Source organism: Leclercia sp. 119287 (genome assembly GCF_009734485.1).
Classification (GTDB): domain Bacteria; phylum Pseudomonadota; class Gammaproteobacteria; order Enterobacterales; family Enterobacteriaceae; genus Enterobacter; species Enterobacter adecarboxylatus_C.
The window spans coordinates 1,963,397-1,988,012 of the sequence record NZ_CP046445.1 but is presented as its reverse complement, the minus strand read 5'-3'; the positions used below and the strand labels follow the sequence as shown (position 1 = coordinate 1,988,012).

The following is a 24,616-nucleotide window of genomic DNA, read 5'->3' as shown; positions in this document are numbered from 1 at the left end:
TCAGTGTCCTGAATGCATATTTACAGGCTGGTCAGACATTGCAGGCATAGGCTCATCCGTTTTCTCAGAATGGCGCATACGCTCCAGCGCACCGGTAATATTGGCTTCGGAGTCAATCAGGAACAGACCACTGACGACCACATTATCCCCTTCATTCAGGCCTGCACCGATACCAGACTGTTGCTGAGACTCGTGCAGAACTTTTATTATTTTCGGCACAAACCGACCTTCAGCATCGACAGTGATCACGCGCTGTTCCTTACCGGTGTCGATAACGGCCTGGCTCGGTATCAGCAGCATTTCCTGGCTTTGTGTATTCAATTTCAGATAAGCATTCATACCCGGCTTAAGCAGTTCGTCCTTGTTTGCCACCTGCAGGCGGACCTGCAACGTTCGGGTGGTGGGATCCACGCTGGGAAGGATGCTCCATTTTTCAACATGGAACGCTTTATCCGGATAAGCCGGCACCGAAATGTCAAACTGCGACGTGTCTTTCAGGAGATAAGCGATGGATTCTGGTATTGCCGCGCTGATCCACACCGGATCCATCCCCTGAATCTGTGCCACCACTTTATCTTTTGAAATATTCATCCCGGTGCGCAGATCAAAGGCCGTAATGACACCATCTATGGGTGCCTTGATGGTAAATCGGGTCTGGATACGCCGTGATGAACGCAGCCTCTGGATATCCTCTTCCGGCATACCCGCCAGACGAAGCCGCTCCAGAACCCCTTTAAGCTGTGTCGGCGTACCGCCGGTATCGGATAGCAGCAGGAATTCGCTTTGTGCCTCAACCCATTCCGGAATGGTGATATCGATAAGCGGCGTGCCCTTCTTCACATGATCGCCAATCGTCAGGGGATACACTTTTTCAACGAAGCCGTCAGAGCGCGCCTGCACAATGACAAACTGGTATTCGTTGTAACTGACATTGGCCGGGATCGTCTGGGAATAACTCAGCGTTCCGCGGGTCACTTTTTGTGTTTTTAATCCCAGGTTCTGGACCTGAGTCGGATCAATACGAATACCGTCACTGCTTTCCCCAACGTTTTCATCAGCATATTTAGGCACCAGATCCATATCCATAAAAGGGGATTTACCCGGCTTATCGAATTTAGTATCCGGTTTCATTGGGTCATACCAGAAAAGAACCTTTCGCTCAGATGTTGCCTTTTCTGATTTTTCTGCTGAGTTTACATAATGCAAGGCAGTAACAGAAATCAACCCTCCTGCTATGAGGCTGCTAATAATTATTGCAGCATATTTTATCTTTAAAGAAGCCATACAATTTCCCGCTAAAAAATCAAAACCCCTGGCATATGCGCCTGATTATTCATAGCGATAATGCTATGAATGCTCAGGCGCACAGGATGTCTTCGCTCCAGATCGCTAATCAGGATTGCGTATTTTTAATGCTTTTGAGTAAAGAGAGGTTGCCCTGCTGAACAAATGAAAAATCAACATGACTGCCAGTTTTAAGGGTAGTAATGCTGTCGTCAGCATTAATAAAAGTGAAACGCATGGTCATTGCAGGCCAGCCAACCGCAGGGATCGCTTCATGGGAAATGGTGATCTTTTTACTATTAAGATCAATATCTTTCACAACGCCTTTCCCCTCGATAATCTGTTGCGACGAGGCGTCAGCGGCGGCATTCATATCCCCATGCTGATGCATTTCAGCATGGAGGCCAGTAGAAAACATAACAGAGAGAGCACCAAATACAACGGCTTTAAGTGAATTACGCATTTTTAATTTCCTGATTAATTGAATAAATTTATTCTACCCAACCGCCACCGAGGGCGGTGAACAGATTAATTTCATTAACCTGCCGGGAATATGTAAGATCGAGAATGGCTTGTTGCGTTGTGAATAGAGAACGTTCGGCATCAAGCACTTCAATGTAACTGACGGCACCACTAGAATATAAACCTCGGGCACGCTGAAGCGTTATTTGCAGCGAGTCAAGGTAACGCTGTTGAGCCTCAATTTGTTGGCTAATACTGTCCCGCAATGCGAGGGCATCAGCTACTTCCTTGAATGCTGACTGAATTTTTTGTTCGTAATTAACCACCGACTGTTGTTGGCGAATTTCAGCCAGCTTCAGATTGGCTTTGTTCCTGCCAGCATTAAAAATAGGAATTTCGATTTTAGGAATAAAATTCCACATTCCGCTCGCTGGCGTGAAGAGACTGGACAGCTCCGTACTGCTTGCTGAAAGACCACTGGTAAGTGTAATGGACGGGAAAAAAGCCGCTCGTGCAGCGCCAATATTGGCATCAGCTGCTTTCAGCTGGTATTCAGCTTCCATGATATCCGGGCGCTGCAGCAAAATTTGTGATGACAGATTGGGTGGCAGTTTTACTGGGGCGATCTCGCCACCCTTCATCCCTTTTTCTGAAGGAAGCGCACGGTATGTCCCCAGAACCAACTGCAGGGCATTATTTGCCTGTGCCAGATCGCCTTCTCTTTTGGCAATCTCTGCGCGGGTACTTTCAATTTGTCCCCGGGCCTGTTCAAGCGCCAGCACATTTGTGCTGCCCGTCACCAGCTGTTGCTCAACGAAAGCATAAGACTGTTGATAATTTTTCAGCGTTTCCCGCGCAATACGGAGTTGTTCGTAAGCCAGTTGCTGGCTGAAATAGCTCTGTGAAACGTTGGAGACCAGCAGGATGTGTACGGCCCGACGGGCTTCTTCACTGGCAAAGTAGTTCTGGCGGTCAGCGTCACTCATGTTCTTAAGTTTGCCGAAAAAATCGAGCTCATAGCTGAGCTCCAGTCCCGCGTCGTACTCCTGTGTGGTCGGCTTGTCACCTTTCAGACCACCGCTGTATGTGATCCCGGATGAGGCATTCAGCTGGGGATAACGATCTGCATCCGTGACGTTGAACTGGGCCCGGGCCTCTTCAACCTTCAGGGCGGCCATTCTCAGATCACGGTTATTAGTCAGAGCTTCACCGATCAGCCGGGTAACCTGGGGATCGACAAAAAAGTTACGCCAACCCGTATCCTGATAGCCATTTACGGCGGGCGTCAGGCTGTTACGGGACAGTGAAAACTGTTGGGGTACCGGTGCTGCCGGCTGCTGATATTCAGGCGCAAGAGACACGCAGCCTGCCAGAATGAATATCGTGCTGATGCTGAGTAATTTTAATTTGAACATAACGCTTCTCGTCCAGGCAGACCTGGTAAATGGTTCAAATGAAGTCCAGAGTATTGATAGGGATACTTTACCGAACGCTCTCTGTTTGCCGGGTGACAGGATAATGACAATGTTGTCATTTTTGCTGGAATTCGTTGATAACGATCATGGGCACAATAGAATGACATTAGCAGCCAGCCGGGGAGCAAGATGAAAATACTGATCGTCGAAGACGAAATTAAAACAGGTGAATATCTCAGCAAGGGGCTTACAGAAGCAGGGTTCGTAGTGGATCACGCCGATAATGGTCTAACCGGATATCATCTCGCCATGACCGCCGAGTATGATTTAGTCATTCTGGATATCATGCTGCCCGATGTGAACGGCTGGGATATCATCCGCATGCTTCGCGCTGCTGGAAAGGGGATGCCCGTTTTATTACTGACAGCGCTCGGCACTATTGAGCACCGGGTTAAGGGGCTTGAACTGGGCGCGGATGATTACCTGGTTAAACCTTTTGCGTTTGCTGAACTTCTCGCCCGGGTTAGAACACTTTTACGACGTGGTAATGCAGTGATCCCGGAAAGTCAGTTTAAGGTGGCAGACCTCACGATTGACCTTGTATCGAGAAAGGTCAGCCGTGCCGGCAACCGCATTATGCTGACCAGCAAGGAATTCAGTCTGCTGGAATTTTTCATTCGTCATCAGGGAGAAGTACTGCCCCGCTCCCTGATTGCATCCCAGGTCTGGGACATGAATTTTGACAGTGACACTAACGCGATCGACGTCGCAGTAAAGCGGCTTCGGGCCAAAATAGATAATGATTACGAGCCGAAACTGATCCAGACGGTCCGCGGCGTGGGATATATACTGGAGGTCCCTGATGAGCATTAAGTCCTCCCGGCGCCCGTTCTCCCTTGCCCTGAGGCTGACTTTTTTCATCAGCTTATCCACGATAATAGCTTTTATCGCCTTTACCTGGTTTACGCTGCATTCCGTTGAAAATCATTTTGCAGAGCAGGATGTCAGCGACCTGAAACAAATCAGTAGCACGATGCACCGTATACTGCAGTCACCTGCAGATCCGGATGAAAGAAAAATAAGTAAAATTAAGGAGTCGATTGCTAGTTACCGCAACGTCGCCGTTCTGCTTCTTGATCCTCAGGGGGATGTTTTGTTCAGTTCGGCGCAAGGTAGAGCATTACGCCCGGCCGTGAAGACGGAGGATTTTAGCGCGCACAGTCGCGCACGTGATGTTTTTCTCTGGACGGTAGAAGATCCAGCGAGACCGATGCACGCTGGGTCCGAAATGAAAATGGAAACATACAGGATCGTCGCCTCTTCAGGGGAAGCAACATTTCAGGGAAAACCCCAGAGCTATATAATGCTTATCGGTCTTTCCATCGATTTTCATCTTCATTACCTCGATGCTCTTAAAAAGAACCTGATTGCGATCGCCGTTGTAATCAGCCTGATAATTATTCTTATCATTCGAATCGCTGTCAGACAGGGACATCTCCCCCTGCGTAACGTCAGCAATGCCATTAAAAATATTACCTCCGAAAATCTCGATGCCAGGCTTGAACCGTCACGCGTGCCCATTGAGCTTGAGCAGCTGGTGATCTCTTTCAATCATATGATTGAAAAAATTGAGGATGTGTTTACCCGCCAGGCAAATTTTTCTGCAGATATTGCGCACGAGATCAGAACCCCTATCACCAATCTGGTCACGCAAACAGAAATTGCACTGAGCCAGGACCGGACGAAGAAAGAGCTTGAGGATGTTCTCTACTCCAGCCTTGAAGAATATAACCGGATGACCAAGATGGTCAGCGATATGCTTTTCCTTGCGCAGGCTGATAACAATCAGCTGATCCCTGATCGGGTCATGTTTGATTTAAGTGCGGAAGTTATAAAAGTCTTTGATTTCTTTGAAGCATGGGCGGAAGAACGCAACATCAGACTGAAGTTTAACGGGATGCCCTGCCTGGTTGAAGGGGATCCCCAGATGTTCAGAAGAGCCATCAATAATCTGTTATCCAATGCCCTGCGCTATACACCGGAAGGTCAGGCGATAATCGTCTCGATCAGAGAGCAGCACAACTACTTTGACCTCGTGATTGAAAATCCCGGGAAACCGATCCCTCAAGAACATTTACCAAGGTTGTTTGACCGTTTTTATCGAGTAGATCCGTCCAGACAACGAAAAGGGGAAGGCAGCGGTATAGGTCTTGCTATTGTGAAGTCAATTGTGGAAGCGCATTACGGTAAGGTCCATGTGGAATCGGATGTACGTTCGACACGTTTCATCTTATCAGTGCCAAGGCTGGAAAAAATGAGCCAGGCCGCTCGCCACTGACAAGAAAGAATAAAAATGACAGAGATGTCATCAGTCTGTCACGCATTAAACAGAAGCCATCCGATATAATTAGTGCAAGTTATCAGGAAGGCTGAATTATTTTATCTACATGGGCGTTATTAACACACCATGAGACAGATATACAGCCCTTTAGTCTGGTAAATAAGGTCAAAGCAGTATGAATCAAAGGCAATGGCTGTAATTACCTGACATCACTAATTCAGTACTGGAGAATTACTATGAAAAATATCGTATTAGCATCTGTTTTAGGTTTTGGCTTAATTTCCTCAGCCTGGGCCACCGAAAACGTCAATATTCATGAGCGTGTTGATAATGCACAGGCTCCCGCACATCAGATGCAGTCGACTGCAGCTCCTTCCGCCATCAAGGGTGTAACTCCACAAATGGTCGATATGAATCAGCATGAGCAGGCCATTATGGCGCATGAAACAATGAACAACGCCTCTGCGGATGCACATCAGGAAATGATGGCCAGCCATCAGAAAATGATGGGACATGCCCCGGCTACTGGTGCCCCCACATCAACGTCATTCGCCGCTATGGATGAACATGAAAAAGCGGCAGTAGCCCATGAAACCATGAAGAATGGCCAGTCAGGGGTACATCAGGCGCTGGCTGAAAAGCATCGCCGCATGAGCAGCGCTGGCTGAAGCATACTGTAGTACGAGCATTGTTACCCTCTCATTGGCATGATTTTCCTTAACAGGATCTTGTTAACATTCCTGTTTCGCCCCCTGACGGGGGCTTTTTTCTCACTCTCAACTATAATAATTTGGTACCCAAATGATATAAGGAGATATTTCATGAAAATTAAAACATCCCTTTTTGCATTATTAATACTGACCATGCCTGCTATTTCAGCCGAACCGTCAACGATGAAAATGTCAGAAATGTCATCATCTGCATCATCGCACGAATATATGGCTGGCATGAAAGACATGCATGAAAAAATGATGACTGCAGTAAAGGAACCTGACCCTGACAAAGCGTTTGCTAAAGGCATGATCGCACACCATGAGGGGGCGATAGCAATGGCTGAAACTGAGCTTAAATACGGAAAAGATCCCGAAATGAAGAAGCTTGCACAGGACATCATAAAAGCTCAAAAAGCTGAAATAGACCAAATGAACAAATGGCTCAGCAGTCAAAAATAATGATTGTTGGAAAAGCAGATTAAGCGTACATTAAAAGGGTTCCTGGGCACAGGAACCTGTTAAACGTAAAATAATCAAAACCCGATTTATTTCGGGTTTTTTATTTTAGCGATGCTGGCATCTGTACTGGTGCGGAGTATACTCGTCTGCAAGATTTCTTTTGACCGATTAACTCGTCATAGAAACAATACCTCTCAGGATTTCAACTAGTTCAACTCTTTCATGTAATCCGTCATGATAGGTTGATCTTGTGATTATTTTTTCTGCTGACATCTGGGGCCAGAATTTATCAAGCACATTATCGGGTTTCATTCCCACAGCCCGGCCGATTATTTTTTTAGCATCGCAGGTGTCCGTAAACGTGACTGATATACCGGTGATTTCCTCGATAAGGTCCGGACACAGGTAATTATCAATTTCACGGATACGTCCGCTATGAGCACAAAGCGGACATTCCTGTATCAGGCGATAACCCAGTCTTCCAGCACCAAGCCCGGCACCCGCTCAAACTCTCTCACATTATTCGTCACCAGCACCGCGCCGGCGGCAATCGCGTGTCCGGCAATCGCTGTATTGTTCGGGCCGATCGGCGTGCCGGCGAGGCGCAGCGCGACCTTGATTTCCGTAGTGGCGTCCACCGCGGTGCGGTCCCAAGGCAGGATGGCATCGAGGCGGGCGCAGAACGCGTCAACCAGCTGGATGTGGCGCGAAGCGGCCTTCGGGCCGGTGGCACCGAAACGCATCTCGGAGTAGGTGATGGCCGAGACCACAATGCGCTGGTTGCGCAGCACCGCCTGCTCCAGACGCTTCAGAACGGCTTCCGGCTGCTCGCGTATGATGAATGAGCAGATATTGGTGTCCAGCATATAGGTTTTGTTCACAGATCAAATCGTCCTTCGTCGGTGACAACGTCCTCGCGCTCCGCCATAAAGTCCGGGTCTGCCTTTTCCAGCTGTGCGAAAGAGCCCCAGGTCGGCCGGACGGGGCGCAGGATGATGCTGTCCCCTTCCCGGACGATCTCCAGCTCGCTCACCCCCTCAAAATCCAGATCGCGGGGCAGACGGATGGCGCGGTTGTTGCCGTTTTTAAAAATAGAAACTGTTCTCATGATTACCTCCAGTTCCTGGAGTCGCCAGGTCGAATGAAAAGACATACTGAAATACCGAAATCGTCCTCATATGCCAAGTATATGCAGATGCATAGCATATGCATAGGGGTTAGATGTGATGGATATGCGTATGCCTGACACATGCAGATGCCCGGCAAATGTATATGTTCAGCCTATACGGTTTTTTCTCTTTTCCTGCGCAGATCCGAAAAAAGCTAAAGTCGGATCTTCACTGAAAAGCCGCATGACGCCTCTGATTCCTTCAGCAGTTCTTATGGATTCGCGCCGCGGCCGGTGCCGCCAAAGGCTTCCGGAATGGCGATCGGAATGTCAAAGTTATGTCACTTGATTTCACCCTCTCCCTGTTCCAATCCTTTCCAGGTGGTTTGCATTGTACTCATCGTAAAAATCTCCGTCGGGTTATGTTGTCCGGAAGTGCCACCCGCTTGCTCTTTCGCTCGATGAAAGAGAGGAGATATCCAGAGGGCTTGTAGCTAAACGTAGCATTAGGGAGATAGCTCAACACTTATCAAGAGCCCCCTCAACGATTAGCCGGGTGATCAAGAGACATGGAGGTACAAAACAATACCGCACTGCAAAAGTGGAGGCTGACTGACCTGCCCCCACGATTAGATACAACACTCAGTTAGTAACGTCGGAATCTTCATTCTCAGAATGACCCTTTCTCCAGCCCGCTGCAAATTCAGACGGTGTCTGATAATTCAGCGTGGAGTGCGGGCGGCATTCGTTATAATCCTGCCGCCAGTCATTAATAATTTTCCTGGCATGAACGATATCGCTGAACCAGTGCTCATTCAAACATTCATCGCGAAATCGTCCGTTAAAGCTCTCAATAAATCCGTTCTGCGTTGGCTTGCCCGGCTGGATTAAGCGCAACTCAACACCATGCTCAAAGGCCCATTGATCCAGTGCACGGCAAGTGAACTCCGGCCCCTGGTCAGTTCTTATCGTCGCCGGATAGCCTCGAAACAGTGCAATGCTGTCCAGAATACGCGTGACCTGAACGCCTGAAATCCCAAAGGCAACAGTGACCGTCAGGCATTCCTTTGTGAAATCATCGACGCAGGTAAGACACTTGATCCTGCGACCGGTGGAAAGTGCGTCCATGACGAAATCCATCGACCAGGTCAGATTGGGCGCCGCCGGACGGAGCAGCGGCAGACGTTCTGTTGCCAGCCCTTTACGACGTCTTCTGCGTTTTACGCCCAGGCCACTGAGGTGATAAAGCCGGTACACGCGCTTATGATTAACATGAAGCCCTTCACGGCGCAGCAACTGCCAAATACGACGGTAGCCAAAACGCCTGCGCTCCAGTGCCAGCTCAGTGATGCGCCCTGATAAATGCGCATCAGCAGCCGGACGGTGAGCCTCATAGCGGCAGGTCGACAGGGATAAACCTGTAAGCCTGCAGGCACGACGTTGCGACAGACCGGTCGCATCACACATCAACATCACGGCTTCCCGCTTCTGGTCTGTCGTCAGTACTTTCGCCCAAGAGCCACCTGAAGCGCCTCTTTATCCAGCATGGCTTCGGCAAGCAGCTTCTTGAGTCTGGCGTTCTCTTCCTCAAGCGACTTCAGGCGCTTAACTTCAGGCACCTCCATACCGCCATACTTCTTACGCCAGATGTAAAACGTGGCATCGGAAATGGCATGCTTGCGGCAGAGTTCACGGGCGGGTACCCCAGCTTCGGCTTCGCGGAGAATACTGATGATCTGTTCGTCGGAAAAACGCTTCTTCATGGGGATGTCCTCATGTGGCTTATGAAGACATTACTAACATCGGGGTGTACTAATCAACGGGGAGCAGGTCAGTGGGTTGTTCTTACACTTATCAAAGTATGCTTTTCTTTAACAAGGATTTCTGGAGTCTATTGAAGCGGAACCGCGTGCTGGTAATTTTTGACGAAGTCCACCATTGTTCTGGTAGTTCTCTTGAGAACGCGAATAGCTGGGGTGAAGAGATTATCCTCAATATACAGAACCATGCTGCATTTACGCTGGCATTAACAGGCACACCCTGGCGTTCTGATAAAACCCCTATTGTCATGGCACGTTACAGCGATCCTGAAGGAAGAATTCAGTGTGACTTTGCCTATGGTCTGAAAGAAGCAACACGAGACCATGTCTGCCGAGTTCCTAATATTGTTCTGGTTGATAATGAGCATTTAGTCCTCTCTGAGGATGATGAAGATAAAAAAATATTTAAAAGCCTACAGGACTTACTGAGCCATTCCGATATCACTTATCATGCTGTCATTACAAATGATTCGGCAATGAAACACGTACTCAGTCTGGCAATATCCCGGCTTGAATCGATCCGCGAAGACAATCCTGATGCTGGCGGTTTGATAGTGGCCTCATCAGTGCAACATGCTTTGCTTATTTTGCATATCCTCAAGGGCATCTTTAACCAGTCAGCAGTGCTGGTATCTTACAAAGACCCGAAGGCAGTAAAAACGATTGAAGACTTCAGGGCCAACTCGATAAAGTGGATTGTCAGTGTAGGAATGGTCAGTGAAGGCACCGATATTCCAAGACTACAGGTTTGCTGCCATTTAAGCAGAGTTAAAACCGAGCTCTATTTCCGTCAAGTGTTGGGCCGAATTTTAAGAATCAACAAAGCGTCCAACCAAGAAGCGTGGTTATATACTTTTGCTGAACCTCAATTGACTGAGTTTGCTCACCGACTTAAAGAGGATGTGCCTGAATGTATAGTAGTTTTTGATGCGATGGATAAACATCCTACCCAGACGAATACAGGAATTACCCTTGAGGGGCTTGGCTTAACTTCATCTCCTATTAGGGACTTTCAAAAACTTATCTTTTCTCGCAACATTCCAATAACTGACAAAGTTACTTTATCTTCCCCGTCACTTTCTGAACACACACATACTGAAGTGTTGCAATTCCTAGGACGCTTCAGAGAAAGAATGGTAAATGTGTTTGATTCTCCGTTTCAGAATTAACTTTCATAGGATTATTTTTGAGAAATTTGTTGATAAGTTGGGGTGTTTTGATGATTCATAACTAAATATCAATAAATTAAATAGCATTAACCGTTCACCCTATTTATTTATAAAGTCCCGGAAGGAATTTTCTTCCTATCAACACCGTACTGTTGCCTGTAAAACAGGTCATGCTAAATCTTTTGATGGCCATAAACGCAACCAGACTTCATTCGGAACGGCTTGCTCTTCCTGATAAGCCTGGGATTCGTTAGATAACGTTGCGAAAGAAGCTGCAGTTTTGTTAGCTCCAGTGTGTCTGTAAGTAGTATTAGCTTCAGCTGGAGTCACCAGTCTCAACCTGAGCATCTGAATGAATTTGCTTAGTGCATGTATCTGATTCACGCATCCCAATCAAAGCATAAAAGCTACTTTTAGTGAACAATAGTCGTGCATTGACACTTACCTGTTCCCCCATCTTTTAACGTACTAGTACTTACGGCTTACATCTGCGCTGCACATAGCAATGCCTCTAAAGCATTGAGCAAAAAATGGACTGCGAACATTTTTTGGTCCATTTTTTTTAAAAAATAATGGGCTGCAACAAAAACAGTAACAAGTTGTATATATTGATAAAAAACATGTCCATTTGATGTGTACTTGTTAGTATTGATGACATGTTTCGTTGCTAGAGTGGCTCTGTTCTCACATTGACCAGAGAACATCATTCCGTAATCAAGATGTACTTTTCCCCGGCCCGCGCCGGGGATTTTTTTACCCGCCACATTTGCTGTTCCACGCCAGAATATATGAAATGTCGTCAATTCATGTTCTACTACCCGTAGTCGAATCTTTCAGCAAAACAGACAGGTACAGAGGTCTTCTGTAGGGAGTTGAGCAGCGCCATGTCGGATATTATTCTTGCCCGTGTTTCAGAAACGCTCAGCACTGAGCAATCGCTTGAGAGCCTGGTGCGTCAGCTGCTCGAAATGCTTGAAGTGGTCACCGACATGGAGTCGACCTACCTTACCAAAGTCGATATTAATGCCCGCCTGCAGCATATTCTGTATGCCCGAAACAGCAAACAGATGCAGATCCCGGAAGGGCTGAGCGTTCCCTGGGGCGAGACCCTGTGTAAGCGGGCGATCGATTCCGACTGCTTCTTCAGCAACAACGTGGCCGAGCACTGGGGTGACTGTGATGCGGCTAAAGCGCTGGGTATTACCACCTACATGAGCATACCGATTCATCTTGCAGATGGTTCCCTGTACGGCACCCTGTGCGCCGCCAGCTCCAGCAAGCACCAGCTGAGCGAGCGCGGCGAGCACGTCTTAAAGCTTTTCGCCGGGCTTATCGCCCAGAACATCGAGAAGGAGTCGCTGGTCAGACAGCTGCGCGAAGCCAACGCCGCGCTGATTGCTTACTCTTATACCGATGCCCTGACCGGCCTGCCGAACCGCCGCGCCATCTTTGAGAATCTCACCACCCTCTTCTCTCTGGCGCGCCATTTGAACCGCAACGCCATTATCGCCTATATCGATCTGGATGATTTCAAGCTAATCAACGATCGCTTTGGTCATGAGGCGGGCGACCAGTTTCTGATTGAGGTGGGCAAGCGCCTGAACGACGGACGGGACGATGATGATATCGTGGGCAGGCTTGGCGGGGATGAATTTCTGGTTGCCTGTCTTTGCCAGGATCGGGAGAGCGGCGAGCAGACCTCATTAAACGTGGTGAAAACGCAGCTGAGCGCACAGATTGCCGGGGAATACTGGCTGGGAGATGTGCATCTCGTCTATCCAGGTGCCAGTCTCGGCGTAATTGAGGTGGATCCTGCCGAACTCGATGCTGACGGCGCGCTGCGGGCAGCCGATGCCGCCATGTACAACGATAAGAAAGGCAAACTCAAAACGCCCTTTCTCAATATTGATTAACCCCGTACACTCGACGGGTTTTGCATTTCAGGACAGGTGGTAACATGCGGCTTGGTATTCTGTTCCCGATCGTGATTTTCATCACGGCGGTCATCTTTTTAACGTGGTTTTTTGTCGGCGGTTACGCTGCGCCCGGGGGATAAGTGAGAAAAACGACCATTATTATGCTGATTGTCGCCATCGCGGCCGTTGCGGGTAGCCAGCTGGGCTGGTGGTGACCGATGCAAAAAGACCGCCACTGTCGGCGGTCTTTTTGTCTGAAGCGTCGGTTTAGCTTCTTACTTTACGGTAGATAAACAGCACAACCAGTGCGCCAACCACCGCGACCATAAAGCTGCCGAAGTTGAAGCCATCAACTCTGCCGAAACCGAAGAGGGTACTGATCCAGCCGCCGACCACGGCGCCGATGATACCCAGTATGACCGTAACGATGAATCCACCGCCATCTTTGCCCGGCATGATCCACTTAGCCAGAATACCCGCGATAAGCCCAAAGATAATCCAGGATATGATTCCCATAGCTGCTTTCCTCTCTGTATGGTTTTTGTCGTCAAATCAAATACACACAAAGCTTAGCACAGGATTCAGAATTGCAAGTTTGTGATAGCCATCACGAGAGAAATTTAAGAAAAAAGCGATTAACCGACGTTCCGCACAAAAATTGGGGTTGTAATCGTTAATGAGAAATATTATCTTTCTCAACACTGAATAGTTGAGCAAATCACTCAGGTATTCAGTACGACATTGCTCACATTGCTTCCAGTATTACTTGCCCACGTTACGTGGGCTTTTTTTTGCCCTGCCCGTCTGATTTGATCGTTCCGCTATTTGCTATTACGCTTATTAGCACAATTCATTCATAAGCAGAATGGTGTTGATAACATGAACGTTTCCAGTCGATTCGTGGTCTGTATTAACCTTGTTTGTGCCAGTTCCTTGTTACTGATCCTTTCTGACAAATTTAACTGGTTTTAATGTGAGCAGGCCCGGCACCCGCCGGGTTCTTCGCTTTAATCATCCCCTTCGATCAAAAACCCTGCGCGGCGTATCGCCTCTTTGCTGTCGGTAACCCCTGCGGCGTATCCGGCTTCGATATCGCACACTGGACTGGCGCTGGTCCAGGGGAGCTTCACTTCCCGGGCGAGAAGCTGTTTCAGCCGGGCGTTCTCCTGACGGAGGGAGAGCAGTTCGTTGGCAAGCTCTGCAAGGATTGAGGGCGTTACTTCGGAAATCTCACCTGCTACAACGCGACGAATATCAGTCTCATCGATCATGGTTTTTCCTCCTCTGAAGTAATTGAAATCTAGAATATTATCAGTATTAATGGGCTGCACGCATTGGTTGAGAAGTGAACGGTTGTAACCCCAAGAGGTTGATACGTATACTTCTTCACCTTTCCGCTTCGTTTGTTGGAACTGACGAGTTATGCCTACCAGTTATCATTCAGGGAAGGTCGCCTCTCCTTCTAAACAGTATCGCCATGACATTAACGGGCTCCGGGCATGGGCTGTGCTGGCCGTTATGTTTTATCATTTTGACGTTCCTGGTTTTGCGGGTGGCTTTGTCGGCGTCGACATGTTTTTTGTCATCTCCGGTTTTTTAATGACCGCCATCATTATCAACGGGCTTGAGCAAAACAGGTTCTCATTGTGGGAATTTTATCTCGCCCGGGCACGACGCATTCTTCCTGCGCTGATGATGTTGTTAGCCTGCCTGGTCATCCCCGGCTGGTTCTGGCTACCCACCGCCGATTATCATACGCTCGCCGCCCACGCCGCCGCTGCCCTGCTGTTTATCTCGAATCTCATCTTCTGGCGCCAAACCAGCTATTTTGAGGCTGACGCTCATGAGACCTGGCTGCTGCACACCTGGTCGCTGTCGGTGGAGTGGCAATTCTACATTTTGCTGCCGATTGGATGCATCGTACTGTGGCGCTGGTGGGGATATCGTGGGGCGCAGGTCTGCCTGCTGGCAATAGGTCTGGCATCATTACTGGTCTCGATATATGCCAGCAGCCGCTGGCCTGGAGCAGCGTTTTATCTGCTGCCCGCCCGTATCTGGGAAATGCTGGCGGGTGGAATGATCTGGTGGATAACCCGCACGCGCCCGATGATCCGTCCCTGGGCCAGGCTGGCGGAAGGGCTCGGTTTTATCCTGATTATCCTGGCGATTGTGATGTTTGACGCCACTCTTCGCTGGCCGGGTTACCTGGCGCTGGTACCCGTCGCGGGCACAATGCTGGTACTGGCTGCGCACCGTTCACATTCGTGGCTCACCGCTAATCCATTGACGCGCCATCTGGGCGCCAGCTCTTATTCCGTTTATCTCTGGCACTGGCCGCTGGTTGTCCTGCTGACTTACTCCGGCCAGCAGGATAATCCGCTGTGGATTGCCGCCGGGATAGTATTCAGCCTGCTATTGGGCGAGCTCTCCTTACGCTGGATCGAAATCCCGACCCGCAGAGAGCTGGGTAAGCTTACGTTCAACCGGCAGCAGTGCGTGCTTGGCTCAGCGCTGCTTCTTACCGGGTTGATGGCGGTCGGCGCCAGATTTCTGCACGTGGACGAGCGCATTGATCCCGCCATTGAAAGGATTGCCCGAGAGTCTGAGAATGTGAACCCCAGACAGGACGCCTGTTTTACCCTGTCCGGCATCGCCTCGACATCCTGCGTTTTCGGCGGCGAAACGATCAAAGCTATCGTCATTGGGGACAGCCATGCCGACGCGATGATCACCTCGGTACAACAAGCGCTGAAGCACCCCAATGAGGGCGTTCTGGACTGGAGCTACGTCAGCTGTCCGACCATTGACGATCTTCACCGAAACCCGGACAACAAAGATGCAGACTGCTATGGTTTTAACAAATGGGCTGCGCAGGAGATTGCTAAGTACGACAGGCACATTCCGCTCATCATCATTAACCGCACCTCAGCCTATGCATTCGGTGAGCACAATATAAAAGATAAAATGCATATCCCGCTGGCCTACTTCGATCAACCGCAACGGACAATCACCCCGGACTTTATCAAACACTACAGTGCACAGCTGGTCAAAACCGCCTGCACTTATGCTCAGGCGAGAACGGTGTATATTACCCGGCCTGTGCCAGAAATGATGTACAACGTGCCGAAAACCCTGTCACGCGCCATGATGTTTGGGCAACCGGTGCCACAAATATTCATCTCCCTGGAGGCGTATCATCAGCGTAATGCCGCAGTATGGGCAGCACAGGATCAGGCCGCTCGTCAGTGTGGGGTAAAAATCCTCGACCCGTTGCCCTATCTCTGCCATGACGGCCGCTGTTCCGGCAGCAAAGCGGGTCTACCGATTTACCGCGATGACGATCACCTGAGCGAATATGGCAATAAGTTACTGGTGCCGATGTTCCGCACGGTATTTCAATAAAAAAGGGAGCCGTGAGGCTAATGCTGGTCACTTAAGGTGACCAGCATTGTTTTTAAAGGGGTATTTGGACCTTTTTGGTCTCACTTCTCTCTCATATTTCCGCTCCCGCCTCCCTGGTAGTTTCAGCATCGCGGCGTTACTGTAGAAGTGCTTCAGGTGACCCGGGATGGCTCCCGGTGAAGACCACGGCAGCCCGATTAACAACCGCAGTATCTCTGCCACCGAGCCGCTGAAGCTCAGCTGATACGGCAGGTAATCCCCTTTCAGGCTGAACGCCATTTTCACCATCTGATACCGCACCAGGTTGTACGTCAGCAGTATTCCCCACAGCTCCTGCCTCACCAGTTCCGGTAATTTACTTCTCAGCGTCCAGCGGTTGCCGCACAGGTACTGCTTTGCCTCACGGTACCCCAGCTCGATTTCCCACCGGTGCTTATACAGCTCAGCAATGTCTGCTGCCGGATAACGCATCGCATCCGTCATCGACGTGACAACCTGACGCTCCACGCCGTTAACCTTCCTGCTGATTAGCCGTACGGTGAGTTCATCCGGCAGGCCTTCCCACTGCTTTCTTGCCTGCGGCGAGGTCTTCAGCATTATCAGCTCATCCTGTTTACCCAGCCTGCGCACCACTTCATACTGCGTTCCCTTCTTCAGCGGCAGCAGCCAGTGGCGGTTCTCACCTGTCTGATGCCAGTCATGCAGCAGGGCCGCTGACCAGAAGCCCCGGTCGAACAGCGTCACGCTGTTATCCGGAGCCTGCTTCGCCAGTCCGGCGGCCAGCCGCACTTCACTGACATCATAGCGGTCCATCACGCTGGCCCGCAGCAGATGGCTGCTCAGCTCCATCAGGCACACCATGCGAACCTGCGGACAGCCACGTGCTCCGTACTGATTGCCGGCTTTCGCGAAGGCTGCGGCATTTTCCGGTGTGTCGGGCGTGCGCCAGACCACGCCGTCAACGGCATTGAGCGTCAGGCCGTTCCAGTGCGGGTGCCGGGCTTCCTCATGCCAGTGCTGTTGCGTGAGCCCGAACAGCACCCGGATGGCATCCTCACCCAGGGTTTTACGGCGGGCAATCACGGAGCTGGGTGCGGTGAATGGTCTACCGGTCCGGTCAACAATGTCCATCAGGTTGACGATATGGGACAGGGGTTTGTTGTTGAATATCGCCATGCCAATAACCAGCCAGACCATGGACTCAAGGGGAAGCTTGCGCTTACGCAACGTCACCGTGTCAGTGAGGGAAAAGGCCTGCTGAATAAGGTCGGGAGGAAGGAGGTCGGCAAGACTCTGGACCTCTTCGGGGGCGGTGAGATTGATAATGCCGAGGGCCTGGGAAAGTTCCATTTAAAAAGGGCTCCATGATGAACATGGAACCCTTTTTACACCAGCCACCGGATCGGTCAACCGATCCTTAAACGATCGGCATTAGCCGTGAGGCTCCCTTTTCTCTAATCCGGAATCCGGATTACATGTTTTCGATGATCGCGTCACCAAACTCTGAACATTTCAGCAGTTTAGCGCCTTCCATCAGACGTTCGAAATCGTAGGTTACGGTTTTAGCGTTAATCGCGCCTTCCATACCTTTAACGATCAGGTCTGCGGCTTCGAACCATTCCATATGACGCAACAGTAGTTCCACGCAATCATTGTAAGCCATTACTTTATATTAGAATGATAATGCAAAATCAGTTTTGAGGGCTTATTTGACCTTCTTTATAACCCCTTGTTTTTGCGATGCTGGCTAAGAGTTTTGATAACCACTTTTTACACCGGAATGTCATCAGCGTCTGTACTGTTGATGAAGAACGTCACCCTGCCCCATAACCTCGACCTCTTCAGCCGCGTCCCGCTCGATCGCCTCGCCGTCTCCGTGATTAAAGCTTTGCCTCTGAGCTTAGCGAACTGCGTACGCCCGCCGCTGAGGATCAGCAGCACCTGATTGTTTACCAGACGAAGGATCCAGTAGTGATTGTCGGTTCCGTCAGTTGTCTTATCCGTAAAATCTGGCTGGTAGCGCTGTATCCACTCGTTAGCGTCGGTCCGGCTGAAATGCCAGTGAACCTTTGGTAACTCGCGGATAAAGTCTTCAGTGCGCAAGCACCGGTAGCCCTTGGGGTTTAGCTGTATTGCTGCCACAAATGCGGCGTGAATGTCATTTTGTGTGGCATGATAACCTCGGAATGACACTGTGTATACATACAGCACAAACAACCGGCGTTATCGCTCAAGTTAGCTTGATGCCCATATAAATTTGGATGGCCTTGATAGCTATACCCACCCTTTAACCTTCAGAAACTTAGCAACAAATTCAGCATTAACTTCAGTGCCTGCATGCAGAGCATCTGGTTTTTTTGTAGCGGATGGGTGTAATTCGTCCGCTCTGAGGGAGGATGGAGTCAAGCCATTGGCAATGTCTTTGAGGTCTTGTTCGTTGGATGGATTGTGATGGTCCATAAAGTTTTGAAGCAAGTCAGCCCCGTCAATTTCGCAATAGTTTTCAGGCCAGGCTTCCTTATACAGGCGATTGATCAAGGCTATCTCTTCCGCACCCTTAGTCCCTTTTGGCTCATAAGTAGCCGGGAATTCTGGGAGGACAACAAATCGATTATTCCCCTTCTCCATTCTTGCAACTATTGCCCTCGCATCTCTCATAATCTCATCTGGTTGAGTGGAGTTGTTCCTCCCTAGCCAAAGAAGGTAGATGGATTCAGGGTGCTCAGGATAGCTGAACCGCTCGGGTACGTTTTCAGTAGCGACGGTGGTCATTGGATAGATAACAAGTGATAAAGGCTTACTTAGAGGCGTGGTGGGGCTACCCTGGTCAGGCGTGAATGTTACTTCTTTCCCGTTCCAGTCTAGAACCCCGCTCTTCCCAGCAATTTCGCATGGCAGATGAAACCAATCAGCAGCATAGTTCCCCCACATGCGGAGCGGTCCGGGGACATTGGGAGTTAGTAAATTTTTTCTGCCACTCATAATTACACCATCTACCGAGGCGTATTTAATATGATAGGCACCATTACGTAATGCGATGCTTTCAGAGGTAGCGCCTGAAAGACCAAAATTGAACACTTTACAACCAGTGTGCTCAATCAACCTGCTTGAAAATGTATTGTTGTTTCCAAAGAATGAGTGCCCCCATAAAGAGATCGCTTTTTTTGCTGCACGTCCTTGGCTCCATCCCATCCCCGCTCCAGTCAAGGCTGCCACACCTAAAGAAAGACCTATAAATTCCCTTCTGTTCATTGCCATCTCTAAAGCTTCTCCGAGGAAGATGTCAAAAATGTGATGATATCAGACAATACTCATTGAAGTTTAACGTTTAGATACTTTGGAGTGGTTTACAAATGTTGGCCCCTGTATAGAATGTTATTCCTACGAATATCAAGAAGGCGTCTTCTGTACTTGCTTTACTTAGATGCGCTCAATATCTGGAACAATAATGCATGAAATTTAGGCATGATATTAATGGGTTAAGGGCAATAGCTGTGATGGCTGTGGTGCTTTTTCACTTCAAGCCATCCATGTTGCCTGGCGGTTTTGTGGGTGTAGATGTTTTCTTTGTGATATCGGGCTTTTTAATGACATCAATAATTTTTGGTGGCATAGAAAAAGGTAGTTTCAATATCATTAAGTTTTATTGCGCAAGAGCCAACAGGATAATACCAGCGCTTTCTATTCTCTGCTTATTCCTATTAATATATGGATGGTTTAATTTAACTCCCAATGATTATAAAACATTAGGGAGGCATGTAGCTGGCAGCATATCCTTCATATCAAACATGATATATATGGGGGAAACAGGTTATTTTGATACGTCTGCGCATGAAAAATGGCTGCTGCATACCTGGTCTCTTTCTGTTGAGTGGCAGTTTTACATTATATACCCAATCATGATAGTGTGTTTAGGAAAAAAACTATCAATTGAAAAAATAAAAATAAGCTTGATATTGATGTTTACTTTAAGCCTAGCTATAGCCATTTACGCGTCGCTTGCTAACTCTGCTGTAGGTTATTACTTCATACCGATGAGGGCATGGGAAATGATTGCTGGCGGATTGGCTTATCTTTACCCATTAAAAAACAGGGATAGTATCAGAGCGCCACTTTACTATGTTGGGCTAGCCTCAATAATTATATCTTGTTTTATTTTTTCAGAAGAAACGGCGTGGCCTGGTTACTATACTCTACTGCCAACTCTAGGTGCTTATCTAATTATTCTTGCTGGATGCAATGATAATAAAGTAACCTCAAACAAAATTTCTTTCTACATCGGAAAATGGTCATATTCAATTTATTTGTGGCACTGGCCCATCGTTGTATATTTATACATTAACCAACTTTCATATTACTTTGTCTATGGCATTTTGGCGTCAATTGTTCTTGGTGCGATCAGTTATATAACAATTGAAAAAAGAGAATTTATTTCTGTTGATAGTGTAAGTAAGTTATGGAAGATAAAACCTATTTATATAGCTTTGGTTGCATTATTCCCATCACTTTTTGTTCTAAATTCTAGTGGTGCTGATTACAAATTTAGATATGGAGCATCGTCAGAGACACAGGCTTTCTTGAATGAATATGCGGTCAAACATTACTACTTAAAAGAAGCTTACTGGTTAAAGTGTAATTCTTATGAATCTTTGACTGTTAAAAAGAGCTTAGAAGTATCTCCTGAATGCATAACCAAGAGCGGAGATGGTGGAGTTTTCTTGTGGGGGGATTCTCATGCTGAGGCATGGTCTTTGGGTATAAGAACATTGCTCAATGGGAGGGTTCCTTTTTATCAAAAAACCTCTGCAGGGTGCTATCCATCCCTAAGTGATTCTACAATACAAACTGGCGACTTTAAGGTGGCCTGCGATAGCTCAAATAAAGTAGCCCTCTTGAGTATAGAAAAAATCAAGCCTACTACGGTGATTATCGCTCAGCACGATAACCATGAATTGACCAACTGGAAAGAGATAGTTCTAACTTTAAAAGGCTTCGGAGTGAAGAATGTGGTTGTTATGGGGCCATTGCCACAATGGGACCCATCGCTTCCAAAAGTGATAATCAAGTCCACTCACTGGAAAGGAAAAGATCAGTATGTAACTGATGAAGGGCTAAGTGAAAGGCCATTTAAATCAGATTTATACATGAAAAGCATTGCAAATGATGCTGGATTTATTTACATATCTGCGACTGACAAGCTTTGCCATAAGGAAGCCGGATATAACCACTGCCTGGCTCGCCTTTCAAGCGGTGAGTTGACAGCGGTAGACTATGGACATCTAACTCAAGAAGCGTCTGTTTATGCTGCTGAAGAAATAATAAAGCCGAAGCTTGGTACAATTCTTTAGATAATAAAGCCCCTTTGGGGCTTTATTTAAAAATTCCTTGATGACCACTGTATGGATATCGTAACTGTGGCGTTAACATTGACTCGCCTGATCATGATCTGCACTCCTTTTACTGTTTTATAAATAGTGGTTTTAAAGGAGTTGCAGATCAGGGAGGTTTACACAGCCGGCTGTTCCGGCCAGATAATATCAGGCGCAGTGGTGACGTCTACCGCCTCCAGAGCATCCAGGTAATCAAGCCACTCGTTATACCGGGCTAACTCATCGCCCTTCAGACGACCGATTGCCGCCTTTCCCGGCCACTGCTTGCTGTTGATGAAGGTATTTGCCTGATCAATCTTCCCTTGCTTTTCCGCGTCAGCAGCGGCCACCTGTTCTTCATGAGACGGTGGTGGAATATCGGCCCAGGACGGATACCCATTTTCATTGGCTTCCCTTATCTTTCCCTCTGGTGCGACAAGGAACGCTGAGTAGGTTTGTTCATCTACATCCACCCCTGCTTCAGGCCATGACCCTGTTGCCTCATAACTCTCTTTCAAGCTATATGGATAGAATGCGTTTGTAGCCGGATCATATTTATAGATATTCATCATACCCCCAAAGCGATATAAGCCTGAGGAACGCCCGGGGCTTTATCTGCGTTAAAAGTGAAACCATTTTTTTGATAATTATTCGCGGCCAGAAACGCACCAGAACTACCTGCAGCCCCGAGGGTGACGACAAACGGACCTTGCGGGAATGGTATGGGAAAACTAACAAATACACCGCTAACAGTCGGCGTCGCCATGCCTTGCTGGATAATTAAACCACCAGGCAACTTTTGATATCCATTTACAGCCAATGATGATGCGAAAGCACTCATGTCAGGCACCTGGCCCGCGCCAACGCCTATGTTTGTACGGGCCAGAAACAATGCCTTCAGCGCAGTTAAGACCTGGTTGCGTTTTGATTTATCTAACGCGGTTGCAGCCGCTTCAACAATACCGGCTAATTCTTCCTGCAGCATGTCAAAGTAATCGTCATCCAGATCAGTAGCTGGTGTGCCTGTTTGCGGATTACCACGGGTAAAACCGTTCTTTCCCACGCCAAATTTATCTTTCTGCGCAGTAAGTGTGTCGATACGATGCATAATTTCTCCGGTTAAGGATATTTGAAAAGTACGTAGGTGTGGGACGGGCAGAGTTTGCTAATTACGCATTCAGCAACCGTGTCGCCCCAGTAACGAACTGGTGTGTCGCAGTCATCTGTACATGTCATCCAGGTGGCATCCGTAGCGGCTGGCATATTTACCTGCCAGTAGTAACGCCATTCGGTGGAATACACGGCCTCAGTGCAGGCGGAGGTGCATTTAAACGGGCCCTTGTTGTACCGGGTTATCGTCGCTCCTGGCTTACCCAAAGCAGCCAGCTGATCGAGATAAAACCTCTCGTTGATGCCACCGATTAAATTTACCTTTGCGTCTAGCCTGTTCTGCCGCTGCTGCAGTGTTTGCGTCCCAGTGGGAATGCATTCGTCTGGAAGGCCGCAACATGTTTCCCAGCGGTTTATCAGCTCGGTGGTGGTGCGCGGATCAACCTCCAGCATCAAATCATCGGCCCGCTGGTGAGCCCGTCGCAAAGAGGGGGCCGCGCCGATAATTGCCGGATCGTCAGCGGACCATGCCGGACCAGGTGGCAGTAGCGCTGACATCAAATTGATATAGTCGTCATCAGTCACGTCCATGCGAGCGTCCCCAGTATGGCCAGTTCGTTTTTCGCGATCAAAATATTGGCAGTCGGGGCCACCAGAACATGGCTGTGCTCGCCTGCAGCAATGGAAATAGCCTCGTTTATCCTGGATAGCTCCAGTTCACCCTCAGGGTAACCGTCCCTCAACAGAAACGAGCGCAACTCCGCTGTCACCGCCGCCCGGACTTCAGGCGTGTCAGGTGTCAGGCGTATCCTGAAATCAACGTTGTGGGCAACTGGCGCGAATGGATACAGATCGGCCCCGGCAACAGGTGCAAGCGGAGCAATGTGGGCTTTTACCGCTGCAACAGTCGCGGTATCGGGGATAGGGTTGATGGGATCATCACTGGCCACCATCACGCCAACCGTACCGGCCCCCATCCAGTGCCGGTAGGTCCAGGCCCTGGTTATGCCCTGCACTTCTTTAGCCCATACGACATAATCACCGTCCGCACCGCCTAATGGTGTCCAGTAGTAACGCTCCAGAACGCGGGAGCGCCAGGTCTCCAGTTCTTCAATATCGAATCCACCAGCAACAGAGTCAGCCACGCCAGAAGACGGCAGGCCATTCACAGGCGTTACCAGATACAGCGCAGCGCCATCGTCAATCTCACCTACGCGCCCGGTCACACTGCACACCACTGGCGCGCGCAGAACGCCGCCCGCGCTGGTCGCGTCCGCTGTGGTGGTGTACTGAATCAGGTCGTCGCGTTGAATGACAGCGCCGGCCTTAACCGTAATGCCGTTCGTCACGCCATCCCAGCGCATAAACCCGGCCGAGGCCGTGGGTGTTTTCCGGGGGCAGCGCTTCATGGCGGCATGCCTTTCCAGCCAGGCTTCATCGCATTTATCCGGCAGCATGTTCAGCGCCAGATAATCGATGTAGCCGTACACAGTATGTAGAGCGGCCGCATACACTTTCGCCCTCACGTCTTCATCCATACGCCTGATGGTGTCGCTCGCGCGGGAAAAGAGGTCGGTGCGGAGCATGCTGATATTTTCGGCCAGCGTCGGGCGCTGGAATTCGCTGTCAGCCATTAGTGATCGCACTCCATAGATCGTCAAAAGAAATCGTCGTGGGCTGGTTGTAGCGCCACAGCGTTATGCTGTTACCCAGTTCGTTGATGCCGGTACGCTGAATGAGGAGATCAATCTTTGAAACAACGCCGTCGTCAATCATCCACTGCAGCGCTTCGTTGATATACGTCCTGGCGATCAGCGCGGTCTGATTGGTCAGCTTCTGACGCTGGAGAAGCCAGAGACGCGAGCCGTAACGATCGTTCTGAACAGCCGGCCAGGTATCGCCCCACCATCCATTAGGCTGATCGGCATTATCATCCGGCTGCGCGCGGCGCCAGGTGAATAGTGAAATCACGACAGCGCGGGTGAGTAAATCCATTGGGGCACTCGCTGAAACACTTACCCCGTTTACGGTTAGCCACAGGTCCATAT

Annotated in this window: 26 protein-coding genes and 4 pseudogenes; 11 read left to right on the top strand and 19 right to left on the bottom strand. The window is 49.1% G+C overall.

The window, feature by feature from the left end; genetic code table 11:
- The 3 genes from GNG27_RS09615 to silC all read right to left on the bottom strand — a co-directional run bounded on the left by GNG27_RS09615 (nt 1) and on the right by silC (nt 3,161).
- The gene (locus GNG27_RS09615) at nt 1-1,284 is read right to left on the bottom strand and encodes an efflux RND transporter periplasmic adaptor subunit (protein ID WP_156263528.1); all 1,284 of its coding nucleotides are present in this window, start codon (nt 1,282-1,284) and stop codon (nt 1-3) included.
- A 109-nt stretch (nt 1,285-1,393) separates the two neighbouring features.
- On the bottom strand, nt 1,394-1,747 hold the full coding sequence (gene cusF, locus GNG27_RS09610; RefSeq protein ID WP_156263527.1) for a cation efflux system protein CusF: 354 nt from the start codon (nt 1,745-1,747) through the stop codon (nt 1,394-1,396).
- 28 nt (nt 1,748-1,775) lie between these two features.
- Complete coding sequence (silC, locus tag GNG27_RS09605) at nt 1,776-3,161, bottom strand: Cu(+)/Ag(+) efflux RND transporter outer membrane channel SilC (protein ID WP_156263526.1); 1,386 nt, start codon at nt 3,159-3,161, stop codon at nt 1,776-1,778.
- Nucleotides 3,162-3,350: 189 nt separating this feature from the next.
- Between silC and silR the strand changes: the two genes are divergently transcribed.
- From silR to GNG27_RS09585, 4 genes are all read left to right on the top strand, one after another.
- Entirely contained in the window at nt 3,351-4,034 is a 684-nt protein-coding gene (gene silR / locus GNG27_RS09600; protein WP_156263525.1) for a copper/silver response regulator transcription factor SilR, read from the top strand.
- On the top strand, nt 4,024-5,499 hold the full coding sequence (locus GNG27_RS09595) for a Cu(+)/Ag(+) sensor histidine kinase (RefSeq protein WP_156263524.1): 1,476 nt from the start codon (nt 4,024-4,026) through the stop codon (nt 5,497-5,499). The genes silR and GNG27_RS09595 overlap by 11 nt, the downstream gene beginning before the upstream one ends.
- Before the next feature lie 239 nt (nt 5,500-5,738).
- On the top strand, nt 5,739-6,170 hold the full coding sequence (locus GNG27_RS09590) for a copper-binding protein (RefSeq protein WP_156263523.1): 432 nt from the start codon (nt 5,739-5,741) through the stop codon (nt 6,168-6,170).
- Between the two features lie 153 nt (nt 6,171-6,323).
- On the top strand, nt 6,324-6,674 hold the full coding sequence (locus GNG27_RS09585; RefSeq protein ID WP_156263522.1) for a DUF305 domain-containing protein: 351 nt from the start codon (nt 6,324-6,326) through the stop codon (nt 6,672-6,674).
- Nucleotides 6,675-6,842: 168 nt separating this feature from the next.
- Here the strand turns inward: GNG27_RS09585 and GNG27_RS09580 are convergent.
- The 3 genes and pseudogenes from GNG27_RS09580 to vapB all read right to left on the bottom strand — a co-directional run.
- A pseudogene (locus tag GNG27_RS09580) lies at nt 6,843-7,103 on the bottom strand (hypothetical protein); the annotation flags it as partial.
- Nucleotides 7,104-7,135: 32 nt separating this feature from the next.
- Complete coding sequence (locus tag GNG27_RS09575; RefSeq protein ID WP_156263521.1) at nt 7,136-7,555, bottom strand: type II toxin-antitoxin system VapC family toxin; 420 nt, start codon at nt 7,553-7,555, stop codon at nt 7,136-7,138.
- On the bottom strand, nt 7,552-7,782 hold the full coding sequence (vapB, locus tag GNG27_RS09570; protein ID WP_039032651.1) for a type II toxin-antitoxin system VapB family antitoxin: 231 nt from the start codon (nt 7,780-7,782) through the stop codon (nt 7,552-7,554). Before vapB ends, GNG27_RS09575 begins: the two co-directional genes overlap by 4 nt.
- Nucleotides 7,783-8,209: 427 nt before the next feature.
- Here vapB and GNG27_RS09565 point away from each other — a divergent pair.
- A pseudogene (locus GNG27_RS09565) lies at nt 8,210-8,392 on the top strand (helix-turn-helix domain-containing protein); the annotation flags it as partial.
- Between the two features lie 32 nt (nt 8,393-8,424).
- Here the strand turns inward: GNG27_RS09565 and GNG27_RS09560 are convergent.
- Nucleotides 8,425-9,545, bottom strand: a protein-coding gene (locus GNG27_RS09560; RefSeq protein ID WP_096147877.1) for an IS3-like element ISSen4 family transposase whose coding sequence is annotated in 2 segments (ribosomal slippage) — nt 8,425-9,287 and nt 9,287-9,545 — 1,122 coding nt in all. Because the reading frame shifts where the segments join, the coding sequence is not laid out codon by codon here.
- Between the two features lie 146 nt (nt 9,546-9,691).
- Between GNG27_RS09560 and GNG27_RS09555 the strand changes: the two genes are divergently transcribed.
- Nucleotides 9,692-10,771 (top strand): DEAD/DEAH box helicase, encoded by a 1,080-nt coding sequence (locus GNG27_RS09555; RefSeq protein ID WP_197090577.1) that lies wholly within the window; start codon nt 9,692-9,694, stop codon nt 10,769-10,771.
- Between the two features lie 482 nt (nt 10,772-11,253).
- On the opposite strand, the gene GNG27_RS09550 is transcribed toward GNG27_RS09555, so the two are convergent.
- Nucleotides 11,254-11,535 (bottom strand): hypothetical protein, encoded by a 282-nt coding sequence (locus tag GNG27_RS09550; protein ID WP_156263520.1) that lies wholly within the window; start codon nt 11,533-11,535, stop codon nt 11,254-11,256.
- A gap of 120 nt (nt 11,536-11,655) precedes the next feature.
- On the opposite strand from GNG27_RS09550, the gene GNG27_RS09545 reads away from it, so the two are divergent.
- Nucleotides 11,656-12,684 carry a sensor domain-containing diguanylate cyclase gene (locus GNG27_RS09545; RefSeq protein ID WP_156263519.1) on the top strand — a complete coding sequence of 343 codons (1,029 nt, stop codon included), beginning with the start codon at nt 11,656-11,658 and terminating at the stop codon, nt 12,682-12,684.
- 44 nt (nt 12,685-12,728) lie between these two features.
- Nucleotides 12,729-12,827: a YoaK family small membrane protein gene (locus GNG27_RS09540; protein WP_032617670.1), complete on the top strand. Its 99-nt coding sequence runs from the start codon at nt 12,729-12,731 to the stop codon at nt 12,825-12,827.
- Nucleotides 12,828-12,954: 127 nt separating this feature from the next.
- Here GNG27_RS09540 and GNG27_RS09535 read toward each other — a convergent pair whose 3' ends face one another.
- A complete protein-coding gene (locus GNG27_RS09535; RefSeq protein ID WP_106993575.1) occupies nt 12,955-13,203 on the bottom strand; it encodes a GlsB/YeaQ/YmgE family stress response membrane protein in 249 nt (82 codons plus the stop codon).
- 363 nt (nt 13,204-13,566) lie between these two features.
- On the opposite strand from GNG27_RS09535, the gene yncL reads away from it, so the two are divergent.
- Complete coding sequence (gene yncL, locus GNG27_RS09530) at nt 13,567-13,659, top strand: stress response membrane protein YncL (protein ID WP_142489122.1); 93 nt, start codon at nt 13,567-13,569, stop codon at nt 13,657-13,659.
- Nucleotides 13,660-13,694: 35 nt separating this feature from the next.
- Here the strand turns inward: yncL and GNG27_RS09525 are convergent, their stop codons facing one another.
- A complete protein-coding gene (locus GNG27_RS09525) occupies nt 13,695-13,958 on the bottom strand; it encodes a hypothetical protein (protein ID WP_156263518.1) in 264 nt (87 codons plus the stop codon).
- Between the two features lie 151 nt (nt 13,959-14,109).
- On the opposite strand from GNG27_RS09525, the gene GNG27_RS09520 reads away from it, so the two are divergent.
- Complete coding sequence (locus GNG27_RS09520) at nt 14,110-16,089, top strand: acyltransferase family protein (protein WP_156263517.1); 1,980 nt, start codon at nt 14,110-14,112, stop codon at nt 16,087-16,089.
- Between the two features lie 27 nt (nt 16,090-16,116).
- Here GNG27_RS09520 and GNG27_RS09515 read toward each other — a convergent pair whose 3' ends face one another.
- From GNG27_RS09515 to GNG27_RS09505, 4 genes and pseudogenes are all read right to left on the bottom strand, one after another.
- Nucleotides 16,117-17,439, bottom strand: coding sequence for an IS4 family transposase (locus GNG27_RS09515; protein WP_156263516.1), 1,323 nt, complete (start codon nt 17,437-17,439; stop codon nt 16,117-16,119).
- A gap of 121 nt (nt 17,440-17,560) precedes the next feature.
- Nucleotides 17,561-17,731, bottom strand: a pseudogene (locus GNG27_RS09510) (isocitrate/isopropylmalate family dehydrogenase); the annotation flags it as partial.
- 314 nt (nt 17,732-18,045) lie between these two features.
- Nucleotides 18,046-18,306, bottom strand: a pseudogene (locus GNG27_RS23650) (hypothetical protein); the annotation flags it as partial.
- A gap of 57 nt (nt 18,307-18,363) precedes the next feature.
- On the bottom strand, nt 18,364-19,347 hold the full coding sequence (locus GNG27_RS09505; protein ID WP_156263514.1) for a hypothetical protein: 984 nt from the start codon (nt 19,345-19,347) through the stop codon (nt 18,364-18,366).
- A 194-nt stretch (nt 19,348-19,541) separates the two neighbouring features.
- Here GNG27_RS09505 and GNG27_RS09500 point away from each other — a divergent pair, with 194 nt between their 5' ends.
- A complete protein-coding gene (locus GNG27_RS09500) occupies nt 19,542-21,437 on the top strand; it encodes an acyltransferase family protein (RefSeq protein ID WP_156263513.1) in 1,896 nt (631 codons plus the stop codon).
- 158 nt (nt 21,438-21,595) lie between these two features.
- Here the strand turns inward: GNG27_RS09500 and GNG27_RS09495 are convergent, their stop codons facing one another.
- Genes GNG27_RS09495 through GNG27_RS09475 form a run of 5 tightly spaced genes read right to left on the bottom strand, consistent with a single transcriptional unit; the run spans nt 21,596 to nt 24,614 of the window.
- Complete coding sequence (locus tag GNG27_RS09495) at nt 21,596-22,027, bottom strand: tail fiber assembly protein (RefSeq protein WP_156263512.1); 432 nt, start codon at nt 22,025-22,027, stop codon at nt 21,596-21,598.
- On the bottom strand, nt 22,027-22,566 hold the full coding sequence (locus GNG27_RS23645) for a hypothetical protein (RefSeq protein ID WP_231600440.1): 540 nt from the start codon (nt 22,564-22,566) through the stop codon (nt 22,027-22,029). Before GNG27_RS23645 ends, GNG27_RS09495 begins: the two co-directional genes overlap by 1 nt.
- An 11-nt stretch (nt 22,567-22,577) precedes the next feature.
- Nucleotides 22,578-23,159, bottom strand: coding sequence for a YmfQ family protein (locus tag GNG27_RS09485; RefSeq protein ID WP_156263511.1), 582 nt, complete (start codon nt 23,157-23,159; stop codon nt 22,578-22,580).
- The gene (locus GNG27_RS09480; RefSeq protein WP_156263510.1) at nt 23,150-24,202 is read right to left on the bottom strand and encodes a baseplate J/gp47 family protein; all 1,053 of its coding nucleotides are present in this window, start codon (nt 24,200-24,202) and stop codon (nt 23,150-23,152) included. The genes GNG27_RS09485 and GNG27_RS09480 overlap by 10 nt, the downstream gene beginning before the upstream one ends.
- Nucleotides 24,195-24,614 (bottom strand): phage GP46 family protein, encoded by a 420-nt coding sequence (locus GNG27_RS09475; RefSeq protein WP_156263509.1) that lies wholly within the window; start codon nt 24,612-24,614, stop codon nt 24,195-24,197. Before GNG27_RS09475 ends, GNG27_RS09480 begins: the two co-directional genes overlap by 8 nt.
- Nucleotides 24,615-24,616: the final 2 nt, after the last annotated feature.